The sequence below is a fragment of the Variovorax sp. V116 genome (assembly GCF_041154435.1).
Taxonomy (GTDB): Bacteria; Pseudomonadota; Gammaproteobacteria; order Burkholderiales; family Burkholderiaceae_C; genus Variovorax; species Variovorax paradoxus.
This window is the reverse complement of sequence record NZ_AP028661.1, coordinates 447,625-467,795: the sequence shown is the minus strand read 5'-3', so window position 1 is coordinate 467,795 and position 20,171 is coordinate 447,625. Positions and strand designations below refer to the sequence as shown.

Below are 20,171 nucleotides of genomic sequence, written 5' to 3'. Positions count from 1 at the left end.
CGCCTTTTGAAGTTCAGCACGGCTTCTCGAGCGGAAGCCTTGAAGAATTTTTGTTGTAGACCGAATTTGTCTCCTCGGACCCTCGGCAGTACGAGCTGGGCCCGTTCGCGAGTGGGCAGACTTTAGGCGGTGCACCGCCCCAGTGCATTGGGAATTACCCGCTTTGCCTTACCTCCAAGGGCCGGTTCGCAAACCAAAGTGTTTCGGACCGTTAACGGCATGGCATGACTTGTGCACGCAAGCGCTTGATCCATTCATGGAGGCCGTCATGTCCATGTCCGAAAGCGAACGCATTGCGCTGGCCGCGCGCCTGCACGTGGCGCTCAGGCGAAAGCACGGGCGCGTGACCGACACCGAATGGATGGCCACCAATGCCGAGTACGCCACGGAGATCGTGCGCATGACGCGCGCGCATGCGGTCGAGACCAAGGACGAAGAGCTGTACCTGCTCGCCACCCGGCTGGAGCAGGCGATGGAGCCGCTGGCGCGCGCCGCGCGGCTGGCGGCGCGTGCGCCCGACGGCCATCTGCCCAACCCGCTGCCGCGCTATGCGGACGGGCTGGGCTGAGATCCTTCAGCCCGCCGCGAGAGCGGCCTTGCGGATCGACTGCAGCGTGCTGGCCGGCGTGATGGCTTCGGGATCGAGCAGGCAATGCAGGATCGCGGGCTTGCCGCTGGCCCGCGCCCGCGCCAGCGCGGGGCCGAACTCCCCAGTGCTGGCCACGCGCTCGCCGTGGCCGCCGAACACCTCGGCATAGCCGCGGAAGTCGGGGTTCTTCAGCTGCGTGGCGCTCACGCGGCCCGGGTAGTGCTTTTCCTGGTGCATGCGGATGGTGCCGTACATGGCGTTGTCGAGCAGCACCACGAGGATCGGCAGGCCGTACTGCACCGCGGTAGCGAACTCCTGGCCGTGCATCATGAAATCGCCGTCGCCCGCGAACACCACCACCTCGCGCTGCGGCCAGAGGCGCTTGGCGCCCACGCCGGCCGGCAGGCCGTAGCCCATCGATCCGCTGGTGGGCGCCAGCTGGCTCGCGAACGCGCGGAACGGCCAGAAGCGGTGCACCCAGGTCGCGAAGTTGCCCGCGCCATTGCAGAAGATGGTGTCGGCCGGCAGCACCTCGCGCAGGTGCTGCATGACCTCGCCCATCTGCAGCGGGCCCGGAATGCGGATGGGCGCCGGATCGCTCCAGCGCAGGAAGTCCTCGCGCGCGGCCTTCGTCCCGGCCTGCCAGGCGGGCGGCGCGGCCGGGCGCAGCGCGGCCACCGCGTCGGCAAAAGCCTGCGGCGTGGCGTGGATACCTTGCGCGGGACGATAGAGCTTGCCGAGCTCGTCGGCATCGGCATGCACGTGCACCAGCGCCTGCTTCGGCTGCGGAATGGCGAGCAGCTCGTAGCCCTGCGATGGCACTTCCGACAAACGCCCGCCCACCAGCAGCACGAGATCGGCGTTGCGGATGCGCTCGAGCATGCGCGGATTCGCGCCCAGGCCCAGGTCGCCGGCGTAGCAAGGGTGCTCGGCCGACAGCAGCATCTGGCGGCGGAACGAGCAGTACACCGGCAGCGAGAACGCCTCGGCAAAAGCCGCGAACTGCTGCGTGGCGGCCTCGGACCAGCGGCTGCCGCCCAGGATGACGACCGGCCGCTCGGCCTGCGACAGGCGCTGCTGCAGCTCGGCGATCTGCGCCGCGCCCGGATGCGTTTCGACCACCGCATAGGGCTGCGCATCGGCCACGGTGGCGGCTTCGGTCAGCATGTCCTCGGGCAGCGCGATCACCACCGGGCCGGGCCGCCCCGAGGTGGCGACGTGGAAGGCGCGCGAGACCAGCTCGGGCACGCGCGCCGGATCATCGATCTGCACCACCCACTTGGCCATGGTGCCGAACACCGCGCCGTAGTCCAGCTCCTGGAAGGCTTCGCGGCCCAGCGCCTCGCGCGCGACCTGGCCGACGAACAGCAGGAGCGGCGTCGAATCCTGGTGCGCGATGTGCACGCCGGCCGCCGCGTTGGTGGCGCCCGGACCGCGCGTGACGAAGCAGACGCCGGGCCGGCCCGTGAGCTTGCCCTGCGCCTCGGCCATCATCGTGGCGCCGCCTTCCTGGCGGCACACCGTCACGTCGATGGCGGCATCGTGCAGCGCATCGAGCACGGCCAGGAAGCTTTCGCCGGGCACGCAGAAGAGCTGTTTGACGCCGTGGGTGATGAGCTGGTCGACCAGGATCTGGCCGCCGGTGCGGGGAGAAGTCATGCTGTTTCCAATGCAATGAAGGTCTTGGTATCTACTCCTTCCCCTCCCGGGGGAAGGTTGGGATGGGGGCAAGCGGCGCTGGCCGGGCCGCCGCGATCGATACGCCGCCTGCCCCCACCCCTGCCCTCCCCCGGAAGGGGAGGGAGAAACGCGAGGTCATTCGAGAGCTTCGCATGCCGCGGCAATGCGTGCACACGCCTCCTCGAGCTGCGCCATCGACGTGGCGTACGAAATGCGGAAGTACGGCGCGAGCCCGAACACGCTGCCCGGCACCACCGCCACTTCGAAATTCTGCAGCAGGTAGCTGCAGAAATCGCCGTCGGTCTGCAGCCGCACTCCGCTGCGGGTGCGCCGTCCGAGCAGGCCCGCGCAGCTGGCAAAGGTATAGAAGGCGCCTTCGGGCACGCGGCAATGCAGGCCCGGCGCGCGGTTCAGTGCGGCCACCACGAAGTCGCGCCGCGCCTGGAAGTCATTGCGCCGCTCGGCCACCACCTGCTGCGGCCCCGTGAGCGCCTCGATGGCGGCGGCCTGGCTCACCGATGACGGGCACGAGGTCGACTGGCTCTGCACCACCGCCATGGCCGCGATCAGCGCGCGCGGCCCGGCGCCGTAGCCCACGCGCCAGCCGGTCATTGCATAGGCCTTGGACACGCCGTTCACCGTCAGCGTGCGGTCGCGCAGCCGCGGCTCCACGGCCGCGGGCGTGGCGAACGCGTGGCCGTCGTAGAGGATGTGCTCGTAGATGTCGTCGGCCAGCACCCACACCTTGGGATGCCGCAGCAGCACCTCGCACAGCGGCGCGAGCTGCGCCGCGCTGTAGGCCGCGCCGCAGGGGTTGGACGGCGAGTTCAGGAAGAGCCAGCGCGTGCGCGGCGTGATGGCCGCCTCGAGCTGCGCGGCATCGAGCCTGAAGCCGTTGGCCTCGCCGCAGGGCACGCTCACCGGCACGCCGCCGCAGATCTGCACGATGTCGGCGTAGGAGGTCCAGTACGGCGCGGGCAGGATCACCTCGTCGCCCGGGTTCAGGCTGGCCATCAGCGCGTTGAAGATCACCTGCTTGGCGCCCGCGCCCACGCTGATTTCATCGAGCGCGAAGTCCAGCGCGTTGTCGCGCCTGAACTTGAGCTGCACCGCGGCCTTCATGGCCGGGCTGCCGTCGAGCACGGTGTAGCGCGTGTCGCCGCGCTCCATCGCGCGGGACGCGGCGGCGCGAATGGGCTCGGGCGTGTCGAAGTCCGGCTCGCCCGCGCCCAGCACGATCACCGGCCGGCCGGCGCGCTTGAGCGCATTGGCATGGTCGGTGATGCGCAGGATCTCCGACACGCCGATGGCGCGCACGCGCTGCGCGGGCTCGAATGCGGAAGCCGAAAGTGCGGAATCGAGAACGGTGGATGTCACTTCGCGTAGGCCTCCAGCGGCTTGTCGTTGGGCTCGGCAATGAGCTGTTTCAGCGCCGCGCTCATCGGCAGGTTCAGGCTGGTGTTCTTCGGCGGAATCGGCGCGACGAACCACTTGGTGTAGATCTTCTCGAGCTCGCCGCTCTTCATCAGGCGGCGCAGCGCGTCGTCCACCGCGGCCTTGAAGGTGGCATCGTCCTTGCGGAACAGCAGCGCAATGGGCTCGGAGCCCAGCGCATCGCCGACGATGCGGTAGGCCGACGGATTCTTCGCGTTCGCGATGATGCCCGCGAGCAGGTTGTCGTCGAGCACGAAGGCATCGGCGCGGCCCGACTCCATCAGCAAAAAGCTTTCGAGGTGGTCCTTGCCGAGCATGGTGGTGATGGTGGTGTTCTGCGCGCGCTCGCGCTTGCGCAGCAGCTGCACGGCGGTGGTGCCGGTGGAGGCCGACACGGTGCGGCCCGCCAGCTGGTCGAGCGAGCTGATGCCCGAATCGACGCGCGTGGCCATGCGCACCTCGCTCACATAGGTAGTGAGTGCGAACGCGACCTGCTGCTGGCGCGCGGTGTTGTTGGTGGTGGGGCCGCAGCCGATGTCGAGGGTGCCGTTCTGCACCAGCGGGATGGTGTTCTGCGCGGTGACGGCCATGTATTCGAGCTTGGCCTGCGGCGCGATGTCCTTGAGTACGCGTTCGCACAGCTCGACGTGGTAGCCCACGTATTTCTCGTTCGCGCCCAGCATGTAGGCCATGGGCGGCGAGGCTTCGCGCACGCCGAGCACCGCCTTTCCGCTGCTCCTGATCTTGTCGAGCGTGCCGCCGGCCGGGGCCTGCTGCGCGGCGGCGCCGAAGGCGAGCGCGAGCAGCGCGGCAGCGATGGCGAGGGTCTTCAATTGCATCTTCATGGTCTCTGTCTCCTGGTTGTTTTTCTTGGGCACGGCCTCCGTCCGGCCGCTGCAGCGGAACGCCGCGCGGCAAGGACAGGAAGGCCGGGGTCGGTCAGTCGTTGATCTCGAAGGTCACGCCTTGGGCAAGCGGCAGTGCGGTCGAGTAGTTGATGGTGTTGGTGGCGCGGCGCATGTACGCCTTCCAGCTGTCGGAGCCGGCTTCGCGGCCGCCGCCGGTTTCCTTCTCGCCGCCGAAGGCGCCGCCGATCTCGGCGCCGCTCGGGCCGATGTTGACGTTGGCAATGCCGCAGTCCGAGCCCGCGCTCGAGAGGAAGCGCTCGGCCTCGCGCACGTTGAGCGTGAAGATCGAGGACGACAGGCCCGCGCCCACCGCGTTGTGCCATTCGATGGCGTCGTCCAGCGCGCTGTAGCGCACCACATAGAGAATGGGTGCGAAGGTTTCGCGCAGCACCGGGCCGTCGTGCGACTTGAGCTCGACCAGCGCCGGGCGCACATAGAAGGCGTCCTTCGTGCCAATGCCCTCCACGCGCTGGCCGCCATGCACCGTGGCGCCGATCTCGCGGCTTTCGCCCAAGGCCTTCTGCATGCCGTCGAAGGCCGCGCGGTCGATCAGCGGGCCGACCAGCGTGCCGGCCTCGCGCGGATCGCCCACCTGCACGTTGCCGTACACCTTGGCGAGCTTGGGCACCAGCGCGTCGTACACGCTGTCGTGCACGAACAGGCGGCGCAGCGTGGTGCAGCGCTGGCCCGCCGTGCCCATGGCCGAGAACGCGATGGCGCGCAGCGTGAGGTCGAGGTCGGCCGAGGGCGTGACGATGGCCGCGTTGTTGCCGCCGAGTTCAAGGATGGCGCGCGCGAAGCGCGCGGCCAGCTTCGGCCCCACCTGCCGGCCCATCGCGGTGGAACCCGTGGCCGAGAGGATCGGCACGCGGTGGTCGTCGACCAGCACTTCGCCGATGTCGCGCTGGCCCAGCAGCAGGCCGAGCAGGCCTTCGGGCGCATCGCCGAAGCGTGCAAGGGCGCGCTGCGCGATGGCGTGCACGGCCAGTGCCGTGAGCGGTGTTTTCTCGGACGGCTTCCACACCACCGAATCGCCGCACACCAGCGCCAGTGCCGCATTCCACGACCACACGGCCACCGGAAAGTTGAAGGCCGAGATCACGCCGCACACGCCCAGCGGATGCCAGGTTTCCATCATGCGGTGCTCGGCGCGCTCGGTGGCGAGCGTGAGGCCGTAGAGCTGGCGCGAGAGGCCGACCGCGAAGTCGCAGATGTCGATCATTTCCTGCACCTCGCCCGCGCCTTCGGACGGGATCTTGCCGGCCTCCAGCGTGACGAGGCGGCCGAGGTCGGCCTTGGCGGCGCGCAGCTCCTCGCCCAGCAGGCGCACCAGTTCGCCGCGGCGCGGCGCCGGCACGCTGCGCCAGGCCTTGAAGGCCTCGTGCGCCTGGCCGATGGCCGCGGCCGCTTCGGCGGCGGTGGTCTGCCGCACCTGCGCGACCACCTCGCCGGTGACCGGCGAGCGCACCGTGAGTTCGCCGCCGGTATGGGCGGCACCCGGAACGTCGAGGCGCTGCAGCAGCTGCGCGATCTCGGTGGCGACGGAAAGAAAGGCTTGGGCTTCTGGCATGGAGGCTCCGGCGTGGAGAAGAGAGGACAAGACGAAGGGAAGGCGACGCGGCAACAGCTCAATATCTGCGAACAGGGCTTGCTTGCATAGCGAAAAAACGGAAGGACTTGGTGCGTTTCAGGAATGAACTTCCGAAGCGTTCGTGCATTCGGCGCACAAGCAACGCCTTCAAGCCACAGGCCCCGGCGGCTCGGGCAGGCTGATGCGCTGCCCGGCCGGCGAGCCCGCGAGGCTTTGCGCGGGCCGCCGCAAGGTGGCGTCGAAAGGATTGATCTTCGGCCCGATGGCCGCCGCCTCGCGCTTGAGCAGCTCGACCACCGTGGGCATGCGGTCGGCATTGAGGCGGTCGGCGATGGTGCCCACGCTGAGCGCGGCCACCGCGCGACCCTCGCGGTCGAGGATGGGCACGGCCACGCCGGCCATGCCTTCGAGCAGGCCGGTGTTGCGCCCCGCATAGCCGGCCTGGCGCACGCGCTCGATCTCGGTGCGCAGGTAGACCTCGTCGTACACGCCGTACTCGCGCACACGCGAGAGATTGAAGCGGATCACCTCTTCGCGCTCCGCCTCGGGCAGAAAGGCCAGGATCGCGAGCGCGCCCTGCCCCACGCCCAGCGCAATGCGCCCGCCAATGTCGCCCGTGAACGAGCGGATCGGGAACGGCCCTTCGCTGCGGTCGAGGCAGATCGCGTCGAAGCCGCTGCGCGCCAGCAAAAAGATGCTGTCGCCCAGGCTCGCGCACAGGCGCAGCAGCACCGGGCGGCAGATCGAGCGCAGGTCGCCGGGATTGCCGGCGCTGGCCGCGAGCGCGAAGAAGTCGATGCTCAGCCGGTAGAGCTTGCTGCGCTCGTCCTGCTCGACCATGCCTTCGGCCATGAGCGACTGCAAAAGGCGGTGCGTGGTGGCCTGCGTGAGGCCCACGGACCGTGCAATCTGGGTCACGCGCCCGCCCTCGGCCTGCACCGCGCCGAGTGCGCGGATCACCGAAAAGACGCGCGGCACGCCGCCGCTGGCGGCCGAGAGGGTTTCCATACCTTGCTCCTGTGGAATTCCTGAGATTGATTCTCCACATGATATTCCATTGAATGGAATAAATTTAATAAAAATTCTGATTAATGGAATACCCGAGGCATTCTGGCGCGATCGTTGCAATAGAGTGAATTGAAAGTTCTCTCCTTGCCATGGCATGCACCAAGCTGCTGCACGCCATTTCTCGATTCCGCAGAAAGGCCCTTCATGTCGTTCCTACGGCTCACCGACCTGACCAAGTTCTACGGCGCCACGCGCGCCGTGTCGGCCATGAACCTCACGGTGGAGAAGGGCGAGTTCGTCTCGCTGCTCGGCCCATCGGGCTGCGGCAAGACCACGACGCTGCAGATGATTGCGGGCTTCGAGGCGGTGTCGAGCGGGCGCATCGAGCTCGCGGGCAAGGACATCACGCATGCCAAGGCCAACACGCGCGGCCTGGGCATCGTGTTCCAGACCTACGCGCTGTTCCCGCACATGACGGTGGCCGACAACGTGAGCTTCGGCCTGGAGATGCGCAAGATGCCCAAGGCCGAGCGCGCTGAACGCGTGAAGCAGGCGCTGGCGCTGGTGCACCTGGAAGCGCACGCCGCGCGCTACCCGCGCGAGCTCTCGGGCGGCCAGCGACAGCGCGTGGCACTGGCCCGCGCGCTCGTGATCGAGCCGCCGGTGCTGCTGCTGGACGAGCCGCTTTCCAACCTCGACGCCAAGCTGCGCGAGGAAATGCAGTTCGAGCTGCGCCAGATCCAGCGCAAGGTCGGCACCACCACGGTGATGGTCACGCACGACCAGAGCGAAGCCATGTCGATCAGCGACCGCGTGGTGGTGATGGAAGGCGGCTGCGCCACGCAGATCGACCATCCGCACCGCGTGTACGAGCATCCGAGCACGCGCTTCATCTCCACCTTCGTGGGCAAGGCCAACCTGCTGGACGGGCGCGTCACGGCCAGCGGCGCGCGCAGCTGCCAGGTGGCGGTGGGCGCGCTCGCGGTCGAGGTCGACGACAGCGGCTACAAGCCGGGCGATGCGGTGCTGATGAGCGTGCGCCCCGAAAAACTGCAGCTGGTGGAGGCCGGCCGCGGCCGCCTCGACGGCCGGGTGCTGGAGCGCTTCTTCCTTGGCAGCCAGTGGCTCTACCGCCTGGGCACGCCCGCCGGCGACCTGATGGTGCTGAGCCCCAACGACGGCCGCGACGCGCTCGACGAAGGCCATGCCGCCGGCATCGACTGGCCCGCGCACTGCACGCGCCTGCTGCCGGCCGGCGAGGCGGTGGCCGCATGAAGGGCAAGGCCACGCCCTGGTGGCTGTCGGGGCCCGCGCTGCTGCTGTTCGCGGCCCTGCTGGTGGTGCCGCTCGCGCTCACCGCGGTGCTGTCGTTCAACGTCTACGACCCGGCCACGGGCCCGAAGGCCGGCGAGTTCACGCTCGCGCACTACGCGCAGGTGTTCACCGACTCGTACTACCACGGCATCTTCTGGCGCACCTTCTGGATCTCGGGCCTCGTCACCCTGATCTGCGTGCTGGTCGGCGCGCCCGAAGCCTATGTGCTGAGCCGCATGCGCAACCCGTGGCGCTCGGTGCTGCTGCTGGTGGTGCTGGCGCCGCTCCTGGTGTCGGTGGTGGTGCGCGCCTTCGGCTGGAGCATGCTGCTCGGGCCCGAAGGCGCGGTGAACGGCCTGCTGCGGCTGGTGGGCATCGGGCCGGTGAAGATGCTCTACACCGAGACCGCGGTGATCGTCGCGCTGGTCCACGTGATGCTGCCCTTCATGGTGATTCCGGTCTGGACCTCGCTGCAGAAGCTCGACGCGGGCGTGGAGAACGCGGCGCTCTCGCTCAGGGCCTCGCCCTTCACCACGCTGCGCCGCATCGTGCTGCCGCAGGTGATGCCGGGCATTCTCTCGGGCAGCCTGATCGTGTTCGGCCTGGCCGCGAGTTCGTTCGCTATTCCGGGGCTCCTGGGCGGGCGCCGATTGAAGATGGTGGCGACGGTGGTCTACGACGAGTACCTGAGCGAACTCAACTGGCCGCTCGGTGCGGCGGTGGCGCTCACCTTGCTGGTGGCCAACCTCATCGTGATGCTGAGCTACAACCGCCTCGTCGAAGGCCGCTACAAGAAGGCATTGGGGTGATCGGATGAGCAAGAACGGCCCCCTCGCCCTCGCGTTCAACGCGCTCGTCATCACCTTCATGCTGGCGCCGCTCGTGGTGGTGTGCATCGTCGCGTTCACGCCCGAGAACACGCTGACGATTCCGACCACGCATTTCTCGCTGCGCTGGTTCGAGGCGGTGTTCGCACACCCCGACTTCATGCAGTCGTTCTGGAACAGCCTGTGGCTCGCGCTGGCCTCGGCCACCATCGCCACGCTGCTCGCGGTCCCGGCCGGCATGGCGATCACGCGCTACGCGTTCCCGGGGCGCGACTTCCTCAACGGCCTGTTCCTCTCGCCGCTGATCATTCCGCACCTGGTGCTGGGCGTGGCCCTGCTGCGCCTCTTTGCGCTGGTGGGCGGCACGGGCAGCTTCGGCTGGCTGGTGATGGCGCATGCGCTGATCGTCACGCCCTACACGCTGCGGCTCGTGGTGGCCGCGCTGGTGGGCTTCGACCGCAGCGCCGAGCAGGCCGCGCTCTCGCTGGGCGCGAGCCAGGCCACGGTGTTCCGGCGCATCACGCTGCCGATGATCCTGCCGGGCGTGACGGGCGGCTGGCTGCTGTCCTTCATCAACAGCTTCGACGAAGTGACGATGTCGATCTTCGTCACCTCGCCCAGCACGGTGACGCTGCCGGTGCGCATGTACATGTATGCCACCGAATCGATCGATCCGCTGATGGCGGCCGTGTCGGCGCTGATGGTGGCGGTGACGGCCATCGCGATGGTGGTGCTCGACCGTGTCTATGGACTGGACCGCGTGCTGGTGGGACGCCGATAGATGAGCCTGCCAAAGCTTCAACCGCTGCTGCATCGCCTGGCCGAGACCGGCCGCGCCGCGGTGCCCTTCACGCTCGACGGCCAGCCCGCCTCCGCCCTCGCGGGCGACACGGTGCTGACGGCCGTGCTCACGCAGGCCGTCCAGCTGCGGCGCAACGAATTCAGCGGCGCCCCGCGCGCAGGCTTCTGCATGATGGGCGCCTGCCAGGACTGCTGGATCGCCACCGAGCAGGGCGAGCGCCTGCGCGCCTGCTCCACCTTCATTGCGCCGGGCATGGCGCTGGTCACGGGAAGGAGCGGCGGATGACGGCTTCTTCTTCTGCCGCATTGCAGCCGGTGATCGTCGGCGCGGGGCCGGCCGGCGTGCGCGCCGCCCAGGCGCTGGTGGCGCATGGCCTGCGGCCCGTGGTGATCGACGAGGCTTCGCGCGCTGGCGGCCAGATCTACCGGCGGCCGCCCGCGAGCCTGGCCCAGCGCAGCGCGCAGGCGCTCTATGGCTTCGAGGCCGGCCGCGCCGATGCGCTGCATGCCGCCTTCGATTCATTGCGCGAGCGCATCGACTACCGCCCCGACAGCCTAGTGTGGAATGCGCAAGGCGGCCGGCTCGACGTGCTGCACGGCCCGACGCGCAGCACGTCGAGCCTTTCGTACGGCCAGCTGATCGTTGCCACCGGCGCCACCGACCGCGTGCTGCCCGTGCCCGGCTGGACGCTGCCCGGCGTCTACACGCTGGGCGGCGCGCAGGTGGCGCTCAAGTTCCAGGGCTGCGCCATCGGCGAGCGCGTGGTGTTCATGGGCACCGGGCCGCTGCTCTACCTGGTCGCGTATCAATACGCGAAGGCCGGCGCAAAGGTGGCGGCGGTGCTCGACACCGCGCGGCTCGCCGACCAGCTGGCTGCCACGCCCGCGATGCTGCGGCAGCCCGCCGTGTTCGCCAAGGGCGTGTACTACGTGGCCTGGCTGCGCGCGCACGGCGTGGCGCTGCACGGCGGCGTGCGGCCATTGCGCGTGCTCGGCGATGCACAGGAGAGCCGGGTGGCCGGCGTCGCGTGGCACGACGGCCGCGAAGAACGCACGCTGGCCTGCGATGCCGTCGGCTTCGGCTACGCGCTGCGCTCCGAAACGCAGCTGGCCGACTTGCTCGGCTGCCGCTTCGACTACGCGCCGCTGCACCGCGCCCATCTGCCGGTGCGCGATGCTGCGGGCCGCTCCAGCGTGCGCGGCGTGTACCTTGCGGGCGACGGCGCCGGCATCATGGGTGCCGATGCGGCCGAATGGGCCGGCGAACGCGCCGCGCTCGCGCTGCTGGCCGACAACGGCGTGGCGGTCGATGCGGCGCGCGCCGCCGAACTCGAACGCAAGCTCGGCAAGCTCGCCGGATTCCGCGAGGGACTCGAACGCGCCTTCCCCGTGCCGCAGGACTGGGCTGCGCATGCGAGCGACGAGCTGGTGGTCTGCCGCTGCGAAAACATCACGGCCGGCACGCTGCGCCAGACCGTCGCCACCACCGGCGCCGACGAGATGAACCGCCTGAAGGCGCTGTCGCGCGTGGGCATGGGCCGCTGCCAGGGCCGCATGTGCGGCGCGGCGGCGGCCGAGATCCTCGCGCAGGCCACGGGGCTGCCGCTGCAGCAGGTGGGCCGGCTGCGCGGGCAGGCGCCGATCAAGCCGATTCCGATCCACCTGGCCGCCGCGCCATCCACCGTAGGAGCCGGCGAATGAGCGGCCGCAGGACATTGCGCACCGACGTCGCCATCGTCGGCGGCGGCATCGTCGGCGCGTCGGCCGCGCTGGCCTTGCGGCAGATGGGCATCGGCGTGGTGCTGCTGGAGCGCGACCTGTGCGGCTCGCGTTCGAGCGGCGTGAACTACGGCGGCGTGCGCCGCCAGGGCCGTCCGATCGACCAGCTGCCGCTCGCGCAGCGCGCGCACCGCATCTGGGGCCGCCTGCGCGAAACCATCGGCACCGACGGCGAGTACCTGCGCTCGGGCCACTTCAAGATCGCGCGCAGCGAGGCCGACATGGCATCGCTGGAACGCTACCGTGCGCAAAGCAGCGACTTCGACCTGGGGCTGGAGCTGATCTCCGATGCCCGCCTGCGCGAGCGCTGCCCCTGGCTCGGCACGCGCGCCGTCGGCGGCTCGCTGTGCGCGGAAGACGGGCAGGCCAATCCGCGGCTGGTGTCGCCCGCCTTCGCGCTCGCGGCGCAGCGCGCGGGCGCGCAGATCTTCGAGCGCCACAAGGTCGACGAGGTGGCGCACGACGGCCAGGCCTTCATGCTGCGCTCGGGCAATGCGCTCGAAGTGCATGCACCGGCGCTGCTCAACTGCGCGGGCGCCTGGGCCGGATCGATCGCCACCGAGTTCGACGAAGAGGTGCCGCTGCAATCGGGCCATCCCGCCATGGCCGTGACGGAGCCGCTGCCCTTCTTCATGGACTGGAGCCTTGGCGTGGAGGGCGGCGGCATCTACTGCCGCCAGGTGGCGCGCGGCAATCTCGTGCTGGGTGGCGGCGGCAAGGGCGTGGCGCTCGATGCCGACCGCGCCCGCTCCGACCGCGACGCCATCGCCTCGCTCTCCGCACAGGCCGTCGAACTGCTGCCCGCGCTGCGCCATGCGCATTTCATCCGCACCTGGAGCGGCACCGAAGGCTACCTGCCCGACCGCCAGCCGGTGCTCGGCCCGAGCCGCACCACGCCCGGCCTGTTCCATGGCTTCGGCTTTTCGGGCGCGGGCTTCCAGATCGGCCCCGCTGCCGGCGAAGTGCTGGCCGAACTCGTGCGCGACGGCCGCAGCAGCACGCCCATCGAGAGCTTCTCGATCGAACGCTTCACCCCCACCCCACCCTGAAAGGAAAACACCATGTCCCGTTTCCAGAAGATTTTTTCCTTCTTCTCTCTTCGCCGGACCGTGCTCGGTGCGGCGGCGGTGGCCGCGCTCGCGGCCGGCGGCGCGGCCGGCGCGCAGACCAAGACGCTCTACATCGGCATGAACGGCGGCACCATGGAGAAGGCGTACACGCAGTACGTGTTCCCGGCCTTCGAGAAGCTCTACGGCGCCAAGGTGGTGGTGGTGCCGGGCACCTCGTCCGACATCCTCGCGAAGGCGCAGGCCAACAAGGACCGCCCGCAGATGCACGTGATGTTCCTGGACGACGGCATCATGGTGCGCGCGATCGGCATGGGCCTGTGCCAGAAGCAGCGGCCCAATCCGTCGCTGGCCGAGATCTACCCGGCCGCGCGCTTCAAGGACGACATGGCCAGCGGCGTGAGCCTGGGCATGACGGGCCTGGCCTACAACGCGAAGATGTTCAAGGAAAAGGGCTGGGCGCCGCCCACCTCGTGGATGGACCTGGCCGATCCCAAGTACAAGGGCAAGGTGGTGTTCCAGTCGATGTCGTCATCCTCGTTCGGGCTGCACGGCTTTTTGATGTTCAACCGCATCCAGGGCGGCAACGACAAGAACGTGGAGCCCGGCTTCAAGGCCTGGCCCACCACCATCGGACCGAACGTGCTGGAGTACATCCCGAGCTCGGCCAAGCTGTCGGAGATGGTGCAGACCGGCGAGGCCGCGATCTTCCCGCTCACGCCCACGGCCGTGGCGGCGCTCAAGACCAAGGGCATTCCGGTGGAGTACGCGCCGCCGAAGGAAGGCGCGGTGGTGCTGATGGTGGGCCAGTGCGTGATCGCGAACAACAGCGAACCCGAGCTGTCGCAGAAGCTCGCCGAGTTCCTGCTGAGCCCACTGGCCCAGGCCAACGTGCTTCAGTACGGCGCGCAGATTCCCACCAACCCCAAGGCCCCGGCCGTGGGCGACGGGGTGGCGCAGGTGGCCGACATCAACAAGTGGATGAAGACGGCGGTCACCATCGACTGGGACAGCATCAATGCGAACCGTCCTGCTTGGAATGCTCGTTGGAACAAGACGATCGAGAAGTAATTCAAAAAAACGGGGACGTTCGGGGTGCGCTCCCGCCGACGGGGTACGCGGCGAAGCGAATGCCCCCCGCGCTTCGCGCTCCTCCTTTATTTCGCTGCGCAAGGCACCCCATCAGCGGGAGCGTGATCAGAGCACTGGTTGATCAGCTGTGCACCCAAAGCGTGTCCATGTGCACAGAGCATCGGGTGCTCCCCGCAGCGAAATCAAGGAGGAGGCCGAAGGCCGGGGGACATTCGCGGAGGGGAGTACCCGGTGATCTGTGCACACGCCCCGAACAAGAACAACAGCGCCAAGAACAAGAGAGCGCCTCAGCCGTTCGCTTCCAGAATCCACCCCGCAGCCTTCTCGGCCATCATCAAGGTAGGACTGTTCGTATTGCCGCTCGTGATGGTCGGCATCGCGCCCGCATCGACCACGCGCAGCCCCTGCACGCCGCGCACGCGCAGCTTCGAGTCGAGCACCGCCATCGGGTCGCCGTCCGCCCCCATCTTGGTGGTTCCGACCGGATGGAAGATGGTGGTCGCAATGTCGCCGGCCAGGCGCGCCAGGTCCTCGTCGCTCTGGTATTGAACGCCGGGCTTCCATTCCTCAGGCCGGTACTTGGCAAGCGCCGGCTGCGAGGCGATGCGGCGCGTCACGCGCAGCGAATCGGCCGCCACCTTGCGGTCTTCGTCGGTGCTCAGGTAGTTGGGCGCGATCGCGGGCGCATCCTGGAAGCGCGGGCTCTTGATGCGCACGCTGCCGCGGCTCGTGGGGTTGAGATTGCACACGCTCGCGGTAAAGGCCGGAAAGCTGTGCAGCGGATCGCCGAAGGCATCGAGCGACAGCGGCTGCACGTGGTATTCGAGATTGGGCCACTCATGCTCGGGCGAACTGCGCGTGAAGGCGCCGAGCTGCGACGGCGCCATGCTCATCGGCCCGCTGCGCTTCATCAGGTATTCGAGGCCGATCTTCGCCTTGCCGACCATCGACGAGGCCAGCACGTTGAGCGTGGGCGCGCCGTTGATCTTGTAGACCGCGCGGATCTGCAGGTGGTCCTGCAGGTTGGCCCCGACGCCGGGCGCGTCGACCGCCACCTCGATGCCGTGCTGGCGCAGCAGCTCGGCCGGGCCGATGCCCGAGAGCTGCAGGATCTGCGGCGAGCCGATGCTGCCCGCGCACAGCACCACCTCGCGCGTGGCATGGGCGATGACCATCTCGCGGCCGTCCCACACCTGCACGCCGGTGCAGCGCCGGCTGCCGTCGGGCTGGGTCTCGACGATCAGCTTGGTGACATGCGCGTTGACCCACATCTCGAAGTTGGGCCGGCCATAGCAGACCGGCCGCAGGAACGCCTTGGCGGTGTTCCAGCGCCAGCCGTTCTTCTGGTTGACCTGGAAGTAGCCGACGCCTTCGTTGCTGCCGCGGTTGAAGTCGGTGCTGTGCGGCACGCCGGCCTGCACCGCGGCCTCGGCAAAGGCGTCGAGGATGTCCCAGCGCAGGCGCTGCTTCTCCACCCGCCATTCGCCGCCGGCGCCATGCAGCTCGTCGGCGCCGAGGTAGTAGTCCTCGTGCTTCTTGAAGTCGGGCAGCACGTTCTGCCAGCACCAGCCGTCGTCGCCCGTGAGCTGCGCCCACTGGTCGTAGTCGCGCGACTGGCCGCGCATGTAGATCATGCCGTTGATGCTGGAGCAGCCGCCCAGCGTCTTGCCGCGCGGGTAGCGCAGCACGCGGCCGTTGAGGCCGGCGTCGGGCTCGGTGCTGTAGAGCCAGTCGGTGCGCGGGTTGCCGATGCAGTAGAGGTAGCCCACCGGAATGTGGATCCAGTGGTAGTCGTCCTTGCGGCCGGCCTCGATCAGCAGCGTGCGCTGCTGCGATTTGCGGGTGAGGCGGTTGCACATCAATGCGCCGGCCGTGCCGCCGCCGATGACGATGTAGTCGAATGTGTTGTCGCTCATGGCGCTGGCTTGTCTCCGGGGGTCGACGGTATTTCTTTTGCTCATGGGCCCGGTGAGGGGCTTCGGCCGGCAGTTTCTCCCAAGCCATGCGCAAAAAGCCAATGATTTCGGCGCGGTTGGCATATAAATCGTTCTTATATGACTGCCGCCGCCTTGGACCTCCAGATTCTGCGTGCCTTCGTGCTGGCGGCGCGCGAGGGCAATGTGTCGCGCGCGGCCGAGCGGCTGCACCTGACGCAGCCGGCGGTGAGCCTGCAGCTCAAGCGCCTGGCGGAGGAAACCGGGCTGCAGCTCTTCACGCGCACGCCGCACGGGCTGGCGCTCACGGCCGACGGCGCCGCGCTGCTGCCGCAGGCCGAGCGCGTGCTCGCGGCCGTGGGCGACCTGCAGCAGGCCGCGCGCAACCTGCAGGGCACGGTGCGCGGGGCGCTGCGCATCGGCACCATCCTCGACCCGGAGTTCACCCGGCTCGGCGTGTTCCTGCGCGAGCTGGTGGAATCGGCTCCGCAGATCGAGACCGAGCTGCGCCACGGCATGAGCGGCACGGTGCTGGCCCAGGTGCTGCGCGGCGAGCTCGACGTGGGCTTCCACCTCGATGCGGACGGGGACGATGCCGCCACGCCGGCGCCGCTCGCGGCGCGCACGCTCACGCGCTTCACCTACCGCGTGGTCGCGCCCGCGGGCTGGGGCCCGCAGGTGCTGGGCCGCGACTGGAAGGCGCTGGCCGCGCTGCCCTGGCTGGCCACGCCGCCCGAGTCGGCGCACCACCGGCTGCTGGAAAAGGTGTTCGGCCCGCTCGGGCTGTCGCCGCGCCGCGTGGCGCTGGTGGACCAGGAGGCCTCGATGCTCGACCTGCTGAAATCGGGCGTGGGCCTGAGCCTGCTGCGCGACTCGATCGCGATCCGAGAAAGCCAGTCGCACGGCCTCGTGATGGCCGACCGCGTGCAGCTGGACTGCACGCTGCGCTTCGTCTCGCTGGCGGCGCGGCGCAACGAGCCGGTGATCGCGAGCGCATGGAACGCGCTCGCGCGGGCCTGGAACTGAGCGGAAAAGGGTTACGAATGACCGGCGAAACGGCGTTCCGCCCTACGCGAAGCGGCGCCGCGGCGCACCGGGAATGTCGACTCATCCGGTTACGATGCGCCCTTCCGCACCGCCTCTTTCTTCTTACTTCGCCCCCTACCGCCGCATCATGTCCCTAGCAACCCCGCCTGCCGACGCACCCGCCGCCGACAGCGTGTTGCCCCGCATCGACGAGCGCGAGCAGGACGGCCGCAGCTGGACCGTCGCCAGTGGCCGGTGGACCACGCTGGCCATGTCGTCGCGCAGCGCGTGGCAGGCGCTTTCCAAGGACTTGGCCGGCGCGCCCCCCGCCGACGGCCGCGCCTGGGACCTGCGCCCGATCGAACAGCTCGACCACATCGGCGCGCAGCTGCTGTGGGACCACTGGCGCCACCGCTGGCCGGCCACGCTGGAGCTGTCGCCGCAGCACAAGGCGGTGCTCGACCAGGTGGCGCAGTTCACCGTGGGCACGCCCGAGGAGCCGCCGCCCACGCTGGCCGAGCGGCTGCGGCATTTCTCGCACACCGGTGCGCGCGGGCTGGAGGTGGCGCGCGACTTCGTGGGGCTGATCGGCCAGCTCGCGCTCGACGCCTGCACGCTGCTGCGGGCGCCGCACCGCGGGCCGTGGCGCGATTTCTCGGGGCATCTTTACCAGTTCGGCGCCACCGCGCTGCACATCACGGCGCTGGTGGGCCTGTTGATCGGCGTGGTGCTGGCCTACCTGATCTCGCAGCAGCTGCGCCAGTACGGCGCCGAGGCCTTCGTGGTCAACATCCTCGGGCTGTCGCTGATCCGCGAGCTCGGGCCGGTGCTGGCCGCGGTGCTGATCGCGGGCCGTTCGGGCTCGGCCATCACGGCGCAGATCGGCGTGATGCGCGTGACCGAGGAGCTCGACGCGATGCGCGTGATGGGCATTCCGCACGGCTTCCGGCTGGTGATGCCGCGCGTGATGGCGCTGGCCATCGCAATGCCGCTGATCAGCCTCTGGACCTCGATGGCGGCGCTCCTGGGCGGCATGCTCGCAGCCGACGCCGCGCTCGACATTTCGCCGGCCTACTTTCTCTCGGCACTGCCGCGCGCGGTGCCGATCTCGAACCTCTGGCTCGCGCTCGCGAAGTCGGCGGTGTTCGGCATTTTGATTGCGCTGATCGGCTGCTACTTCGGCATGAAGGTCAAGCCCAACACCGAGAGCCTGGGCCGCGGCACCACCTCGTCGGTGGTGACCTCGATCACCGCGGTGATCCTGGTCGACGCGCTGTTCGCGGTGCTGTTCAAGGGCGTGGGGTTCCGGGCATGAACGACTCTTCGGTCGTCGTCGACATCCGCAAGCTCTGGACGGTGTTCAAGAGCGCCGACGGCGAGGTCGTGGTGCACCGCGACCTCGAGCTGCGCATCGAGCGCGGCGAGGTGCTGTCGCTGGTGGGCGGCTCGGGCACCGGCAAGACGGTGCTGCTGCGCCAGATCCTCGGGCTCGAGAAGCCGACCAAGGGCACGGTCGAGGTGCTGGGCCAGGCGCCCGGCGAACTCAGCGCCAAGGGCGCGGCCAACGTGGGCATGCTGTTCCAGCACGGCGCGCTGTTCTCGGCCTTCAGCGTGCTCGAGAACATCGCCTTTCCGCTGCGCGAACTCAAGCTGCTGCCCGACGAGCTGATCCGCAACGCGGCGCTGGTCAAGCTGCAGATGGTGGGCCTGGAGCCGCGGCATGCCAACATGAGCCCGGCCGACCTCTCGGGCGGCATGATCAAGCGCGTGGCGCTGGCGCGCGCGCTCATCATGGACCCGCCGCTGCTGCTCCTGGACGAACCCACCGCGGGCCTGGACCCCGAGGCCTCCGACAGTTTCTGCGACCTGCTGCGCGGCCTGCACCGCGAGCTGGGCCTGACGGTGGTGATGGTCACGCACGACCTGGACACCCTGTTCGACCTGAGCACCCGCATCGCGGTGCTGGCCGACCACAAGGTCATCGTCAGCGGCTCGGCGCGCGAGGTGATCGCCTATCCGCATCCGTTCATCCACGAATATTTCCTGGGCGGGCGCGGCCAGCGCGCGCTGGAGGCCCTGCATGACAAACCCGCCAACGCCGCGCCGGCCCCCGCCGGCGCGGCCCGCTGAAAGGTAGCCACACCATGGAAAACAAAGCCCATGCCATCGCCGCCGGCGCCTTCGTGCTCGGCCTCATCGCCGTGCTCGTGGGGCTGGTGGTCTGGTTCACGCGCGACAGCACCGTGCGCAACACCTATGAACTCTCCACGCGCGACCCGGTCAGCGGGCTGCAGCCGCAGGCCATGGTGCGCTACCGCGGCATCGCGGTCGGCAAGGTGACCTCGATCGACTTCGACCCCAAGACCAAGGGCAACGTGCGCGTGCGCATCACGGTCGACCAGCGCGTGCCGCTCACCACCTCGAGCTTTGCCACGCTGAGCTACCAGGGCGTGACTGGCCTGGCCTTCATCGCGCTGGACGACAAGGGCGAATCGAACGTGGCGCTCGCGCCCAACAACGAGGATCCGCCGCGCATTCCGCTCAAGCCCTCGATGCTGGCGCAGCTGCAGGACCGCGGCGAAGCCATCGTCAACCAAGTCGACGAGGCGACCAAGCGCGCCAACCAGCTGCTGAGCGACGACAACCAGAAGCGCGCGGCCGATGCGCTGGAGAACATCGCGGCCGCCTCGGCCAGCGCCAACACGCTGCTCAAGCAGCTCGACAACACGGTGAAGACCGGGCTGAACCCGGCGCTGGCGGCGCTGCCGAACACGCTGTCTTCGGTGAAGACCGCCGCCGGCGACGTCTCGCGCGTGGCCAACAACTTCAACACCACCGTGGGCCGGCTCAACGCGCCCGATGGTCCGATCGAGCGGCTGAGCGAGGGCACCAAGGCGCTCGCGCAATCGGTCGATTCGTTCAACGCCGCCACGCTGCCGCGCGTGAACCGCGTGGCCGACGACACCTCGCGCGCGGTGCGCCGGCTGGGACGTGCGGCCGACAGCATCAACGACAACCCGCAGTCACTGCTGTTCGGCAACGGCGGCACCGCTGCCGGGCCCGGCGAGCCCGGTTTTTCGGCGCCGCCCTCCACCCATTCGCTGGCACGTCCCTGAACGTG

General features: G+C 69.1%; 18 protein-coding genes. 12 read left to right on the top strand and 6 right to left on the bottom strand.

The annotated features are described in order from the left end of the window. Positions 1-268 precede the first annotated feature (268 nt). Positions 269-568, top strand: coding sequence for a hypothetical protein (locus ACAM58_RS02210; RefSeq protein ID WP_369664016.1), 300 nt, complete (start codon positions 269-271; stop codon positions 566-568). A gap of 6 nt (positions 569-574) precedes the next feature. Here ACAM58_RS02210 and ACAM58_RS02205 read toward each other — a convergent pair whose 3' ends face one another. The 5 genes from ACAM58_RS02205 to ACAM58_RS02185 all read right to left on the bottom strand — a co-directional run bounded on the left by ACAM58_RS02205 (position 575) and on the right by ACAM58_RS02185 (position 7,210). Continuing rightward, positions 575-2,248 (bottom strand): thiamine pyrophosphate-binding protein, encoded by a 1,674-nt coding sequence (locus ACAM58_RS02205; protein WP_369664015.1) that lies wholly within the window; start codon positions 2,246-2,248, stop codon positions 575-577. 156 nt (positions 2,249-2,404) lie between these two features. Then, positions 2,405-3,646, bottom strand: coding sequence for a pyridoxal phosphate-dependent aminotransferase (locus ACAM58_RS02200; RefSeq protein WP_369664014.1), 1,242 nt, complete (start codon positions 3,644-3,646; stop codon positions 2,405-2,407). Then, the gene (locus ACAM58_RS02195) at positions 3,643-4,548 is read right to left on the bottom strand and encodes an amino acid ABC transporter substrate-binding protein (RefSeq protein WP_027729779.1); all 906 of its coding nucleotides are present in this window, start codon (positions 4,546-4,548) and stop codon (positions 3,643-3,645) included. Before ACAM58_RS02195 ends, ACAM58_RS02200 begins: the two co-directional genes overlap by 4 nt. 94 nt (positions 4,549-4,642) lie before the next feature. Continuing rightward, positions 4,643-6,181, bottom strand: a complete 1,539-nt coding sequence (locus tag ACAM58_RS02190) for an aldehyde dehydrogenase family protein (RefSeq protein ID WP_369664013.1) — start codon at positions 6,179-6,181, stop codon at positions 4,643-4,645. 168 nt (positions 6,182-6,349) lie between these two features. After that, positions 6,350-7,210, bottom strand: coding sequence for an IclR family transcriptional regulator (locus ACAM58_RS02185; protein ID WP_369664012.1), 861 nt, complete (start codon positions 7,208-7,210; stop codon positions 6,350-6,352). 204 nt (positions 7,211-7,414) lie between these two features. On the opposite strand from ACAM58_RS02185, the gene ACAM58_RS02180 reads away from it, so the two are divergent. Genes ACAM58_RS02180 through ACAM58_RS02150 form a run of 7 tightly spaced genes read left to right on the top strand, consistent with a single transcriptional unit; the run spans position 7,415 to position 14,069 of the window. Next, positions 7,415-8,485 (top strand): ABC transporter ATP-binding protein, encoded by a 1,071-nt coding sequence (locus ACAM58_RS02180; protein ID WP_369664011.1) that lies wholly within the window; start codon positions 7,415-7,417, stop codon positions 8,483-8,485. After that, positions 8,482-9,333 (top strand): ABC transporter permease, encoded by an 852-nt coding sequence (locus tag ACAM58_RS02175; RefSeq protein ID WP_018903904.1) that lies wholly within the window; start codon positions 8,482-8,484, stop codon positions 9,331-9,333. Before ACAM58_RS02180 ends, ACAM58_RS02175 begins: the two co-directional genes overlap by 4 nt. Positions 9,334-9,337: 4 nt before the next feature. After that, a complete protein-coding gene (locus tag ACAM58_RS02170) occupies positions 9,338-10,132 on the top strand; it encodes an ABC transporter permease (RefSeq protein WP_027729783.1) in 795 nt (264 codons plus the stop codon). Next, entirely contained in the window at positions 10,133-10,438 is a 306-nt protein-coding gene (locus ACAM58_RS02165) for a (2Fe-2S)-binding protein (RefSeq protein WP_369664010.1), read from the top strand. Then, the gene (locus ACAM58_RS02160; protein WP_369664009.1) at positions 10,435-11,853 is read left to right on the top strand and encodes an FAD-dependent oxidoreductase; all 1,419 of its coding nucleotides are present in this window, start codon (positions 10,435-10,437) and stop codon (positions 11,851-11,853) included. The genes ACAM58_RS02165 and ACAM58_RS02160 overlap by 4 nt, the downstream gene beginning before the upstream one ends. Further along, positions 11,850-12,980, top strand: a complete 1,131-nt coding sequence (locus ACAM58_RS02155) for an NAD(P)/FAD-dependent oxidoreductase (protein ID WP_369664008.1) — start codon at positions 11,850-11,852, stop codon at positions 12,978-12,980. Before ACAM58_RS02160 ends, ACAM58_RS02155 begins: the two co-directional genes overlap by 4 nt. Before the next feature lie 12 nt (positions 12,981-12,992). Beyond that, positions 12,993-14,069, top strand: coding sequence for an ABC transporter substrate-binding protein (locus ACAM58_RS02150; RefSeq protein ID WP_012745465.1), 1,077 nt, complete (start codon positions 12,993-12,995; stop codon positions 14,067-14,069). Positions 14,070-14,377: 308 nt separating this feature from the next. Here the strand turns inward: ACAM58_RS02150 and ACAM58_RS02145 are convergent, their stop codons facing one another. Then, on the bottom strand, positions 14,378-16,006 hold the full coding sequence (locus tag ACAM58_RS02145; RefSeq protein WP_369664007.1) for a GMC family oxidoreductase: 1,629 nt from the start codon (positions 16,004-16,006) through the stop codon (positions 14,378-14,380). Positions 16,007-16,144: 138 nt separating this feature from the next. Here ACAM58_RS02145 and ACAM58_RS02140 point away from each other — a divergent pair, with 138 nt between their 5' ends. The 4 genes from ACAM58_RS02140 to ACAM58_RS02125 all read left to right on the top strand — a co-directional run bounded on the left by ACAM58_RS02140 (position 16,145) and on the right by ACAM58_RS02125 (position 20,166). Next, positions 16,145-17,050 (top strand): LysR family transcriptional regulator, encoded by a 906-nt coding sequence (locus ACAM58_RS02140; RefSeq protein WP_369664006.1) that lies wholly within the window; start codon positions 16,145-16,147, stop codon positions 17,048-17,050. A gap of 148 nt (positions 17,051-17,198) precedes the next feature. Further along, positions 17,199-18,365, top strand: coding sequence for an ABC transporter permease (locus ACAM58_RS02135; protein ID WP_012745462.1), 1,167 nt, complete (start codon positions 17,199-17,201; stop codon positions 18,363-18,365). After that, the gene (locus ACAM58_RS02130; protein WP_012745461.1) at positions 18,362-19,180 is read left to right on the top strand and encodes an ABC transporter ATP-binding protein; all 819 of its coding nucleotides are present in this window, start codon (positions 18,362-18,364) and stop codon (positions 19,178-19,180) included. Before ACAM58_RS02135 ends, ACAM58_RS02130 begins: the two co-directional genes overlap by 4 nt. Before the next feature lie 14 nt (positions 19,181-19,194). Beyond that, the gene (locus ACAM58_RS02125) at positions 19,195-20,166 is read left to right on the top strand and encodes an MlaD family protein (RefSeq protein WP_012745460.1); all 972 of its coding nucleotides are present in this window, start codon (positions 19,195-19,197) and stop codon (positions 20,164-20,166) included. Positions 20,167-20,171: the final 5 nt, after the last annotated feature.

Bases quoted from the DNA above. Each gene is read 5' to 3' on its own strand.
- ACAM58_RS02130 (WP_012745461.1), top strand. From the start codon at position 18,362: ATGAACGACTCTTCGGTCGTCGTCGACATCCGCAAGCTCTGGACGGTG.
- ACAM58_RS02140 (WP_369664006.1), top strand. From the start codon at position 16,145: ATGACTGCCGCCGCCTTGGACCTCCAGATTCTGCGTGCCTTCGTGCTG.
- ACAM58_RS02190 (WP_369664013.1), bottom strand. From the start codon at position 6,181: ATGCCAGAAGCCCAAGCCTTTCTTTCCGTCGCCACCGAGATCGCGCAG.
- ACAM58_RS02170 (WP_027729783.1), top strand. From the start codon at position 9,338: ATGAGCAAGAACGGCCCCCTCGCCCTCGCGTTCAACGCGCTCGTCATC.
- ACAM58_RS02210 (WP_369664016.1), top strand. From the start codon at position 269: ATGTCCATGTCCGAAAGCGAACGCATTGCGCTGGCCGCGCGCCTGCAC.
- ACAM58_RS02175 (WP_018903904.1), top strand. From the start codon at position 8,482: ATGAAGGGCAAGGCCACGCCCTGGTGGCTGTCGGGGCCCGCGCTGCTG.
- ACAM58_RS02155 (WP_369664008.1), top strand. From the start codon at position 11,850: ATGAGCGGCCGCAGGACATTGCGCACCGACGTCGCCATCGTCGGCGGC.
- ACAM58_RS02135 (WP_012745462.1), top strand. From the start codon at position 17,199: ATGTCCCTAGCAACCCCGCCTGCCGACGCACCCGCCGCCGACAGCGTG.
- ACAM58_RS02160 (WP_369664009.1), top strand. From the start codon at position 10,435: ATGACGGCTTCTTCTTCTGCCGCATTGCAGCCGGTGATCGTCGGCGCG.
- ACAM58_RS02165 (WP_369664010.1), top strand. From the start codon at position 10,133: ATGAGCCTGCCAAAGCTTCAACCGCTGCTGCATCGCCTGGCCGAGACC.
- ACAM58_RS02180 (WP_369664011.1), top strand. From the start codon at position 7,415: ATGTCGTTCCTACGGCTCACCGACCTGACCAAGTTCTACGGCGCCACG.
- ACAM58_RS02125 (WP_012745460.1), top strand. From the start codon at position 19,195: ATGGAAAACAAAGCCCATGCCATCGCCGCCGGCGCCTTCGTGCTCGGC.
- ACAM58_RS02205 (WP_369664015.1), bottom strand. From the start codon at position 2,248: ATGACTTCTCCCCGCACCGGCGGCCAGATCCTGGTCGACCAGCTCATC.
- ACAM58_RS02185 (WP_369664012.1), bottom strand. From the start codon at position 7,210: ATGGAAACCCTCTCGGCCGCCAGCGGCGGCGTGCCGCGCGTCTTTTCG.
- ACAM58_RS02150 (WP_012745465.1), top strand. From the start codon at position 12,993: ATGTCCCGTTTCCAGAAGATTTTTTCCTTCTTCTCTCTTCGCCGGACC.
- ACAM58_RS02145 (WP_369664007.1), bottom strand. From the start codon at position 16,006: ATGAGCGACAACACATTCGACTACATCGTCATCGGCGGCGGCACGGCC.
- ACAM58_RS02195 (WP_027729779.1), bottom strand. From the start codon at position 4,548: ATGAAGATGCAATTGAAGACCCTCGCCATCGCTGCCGCGCTGCTCGCG.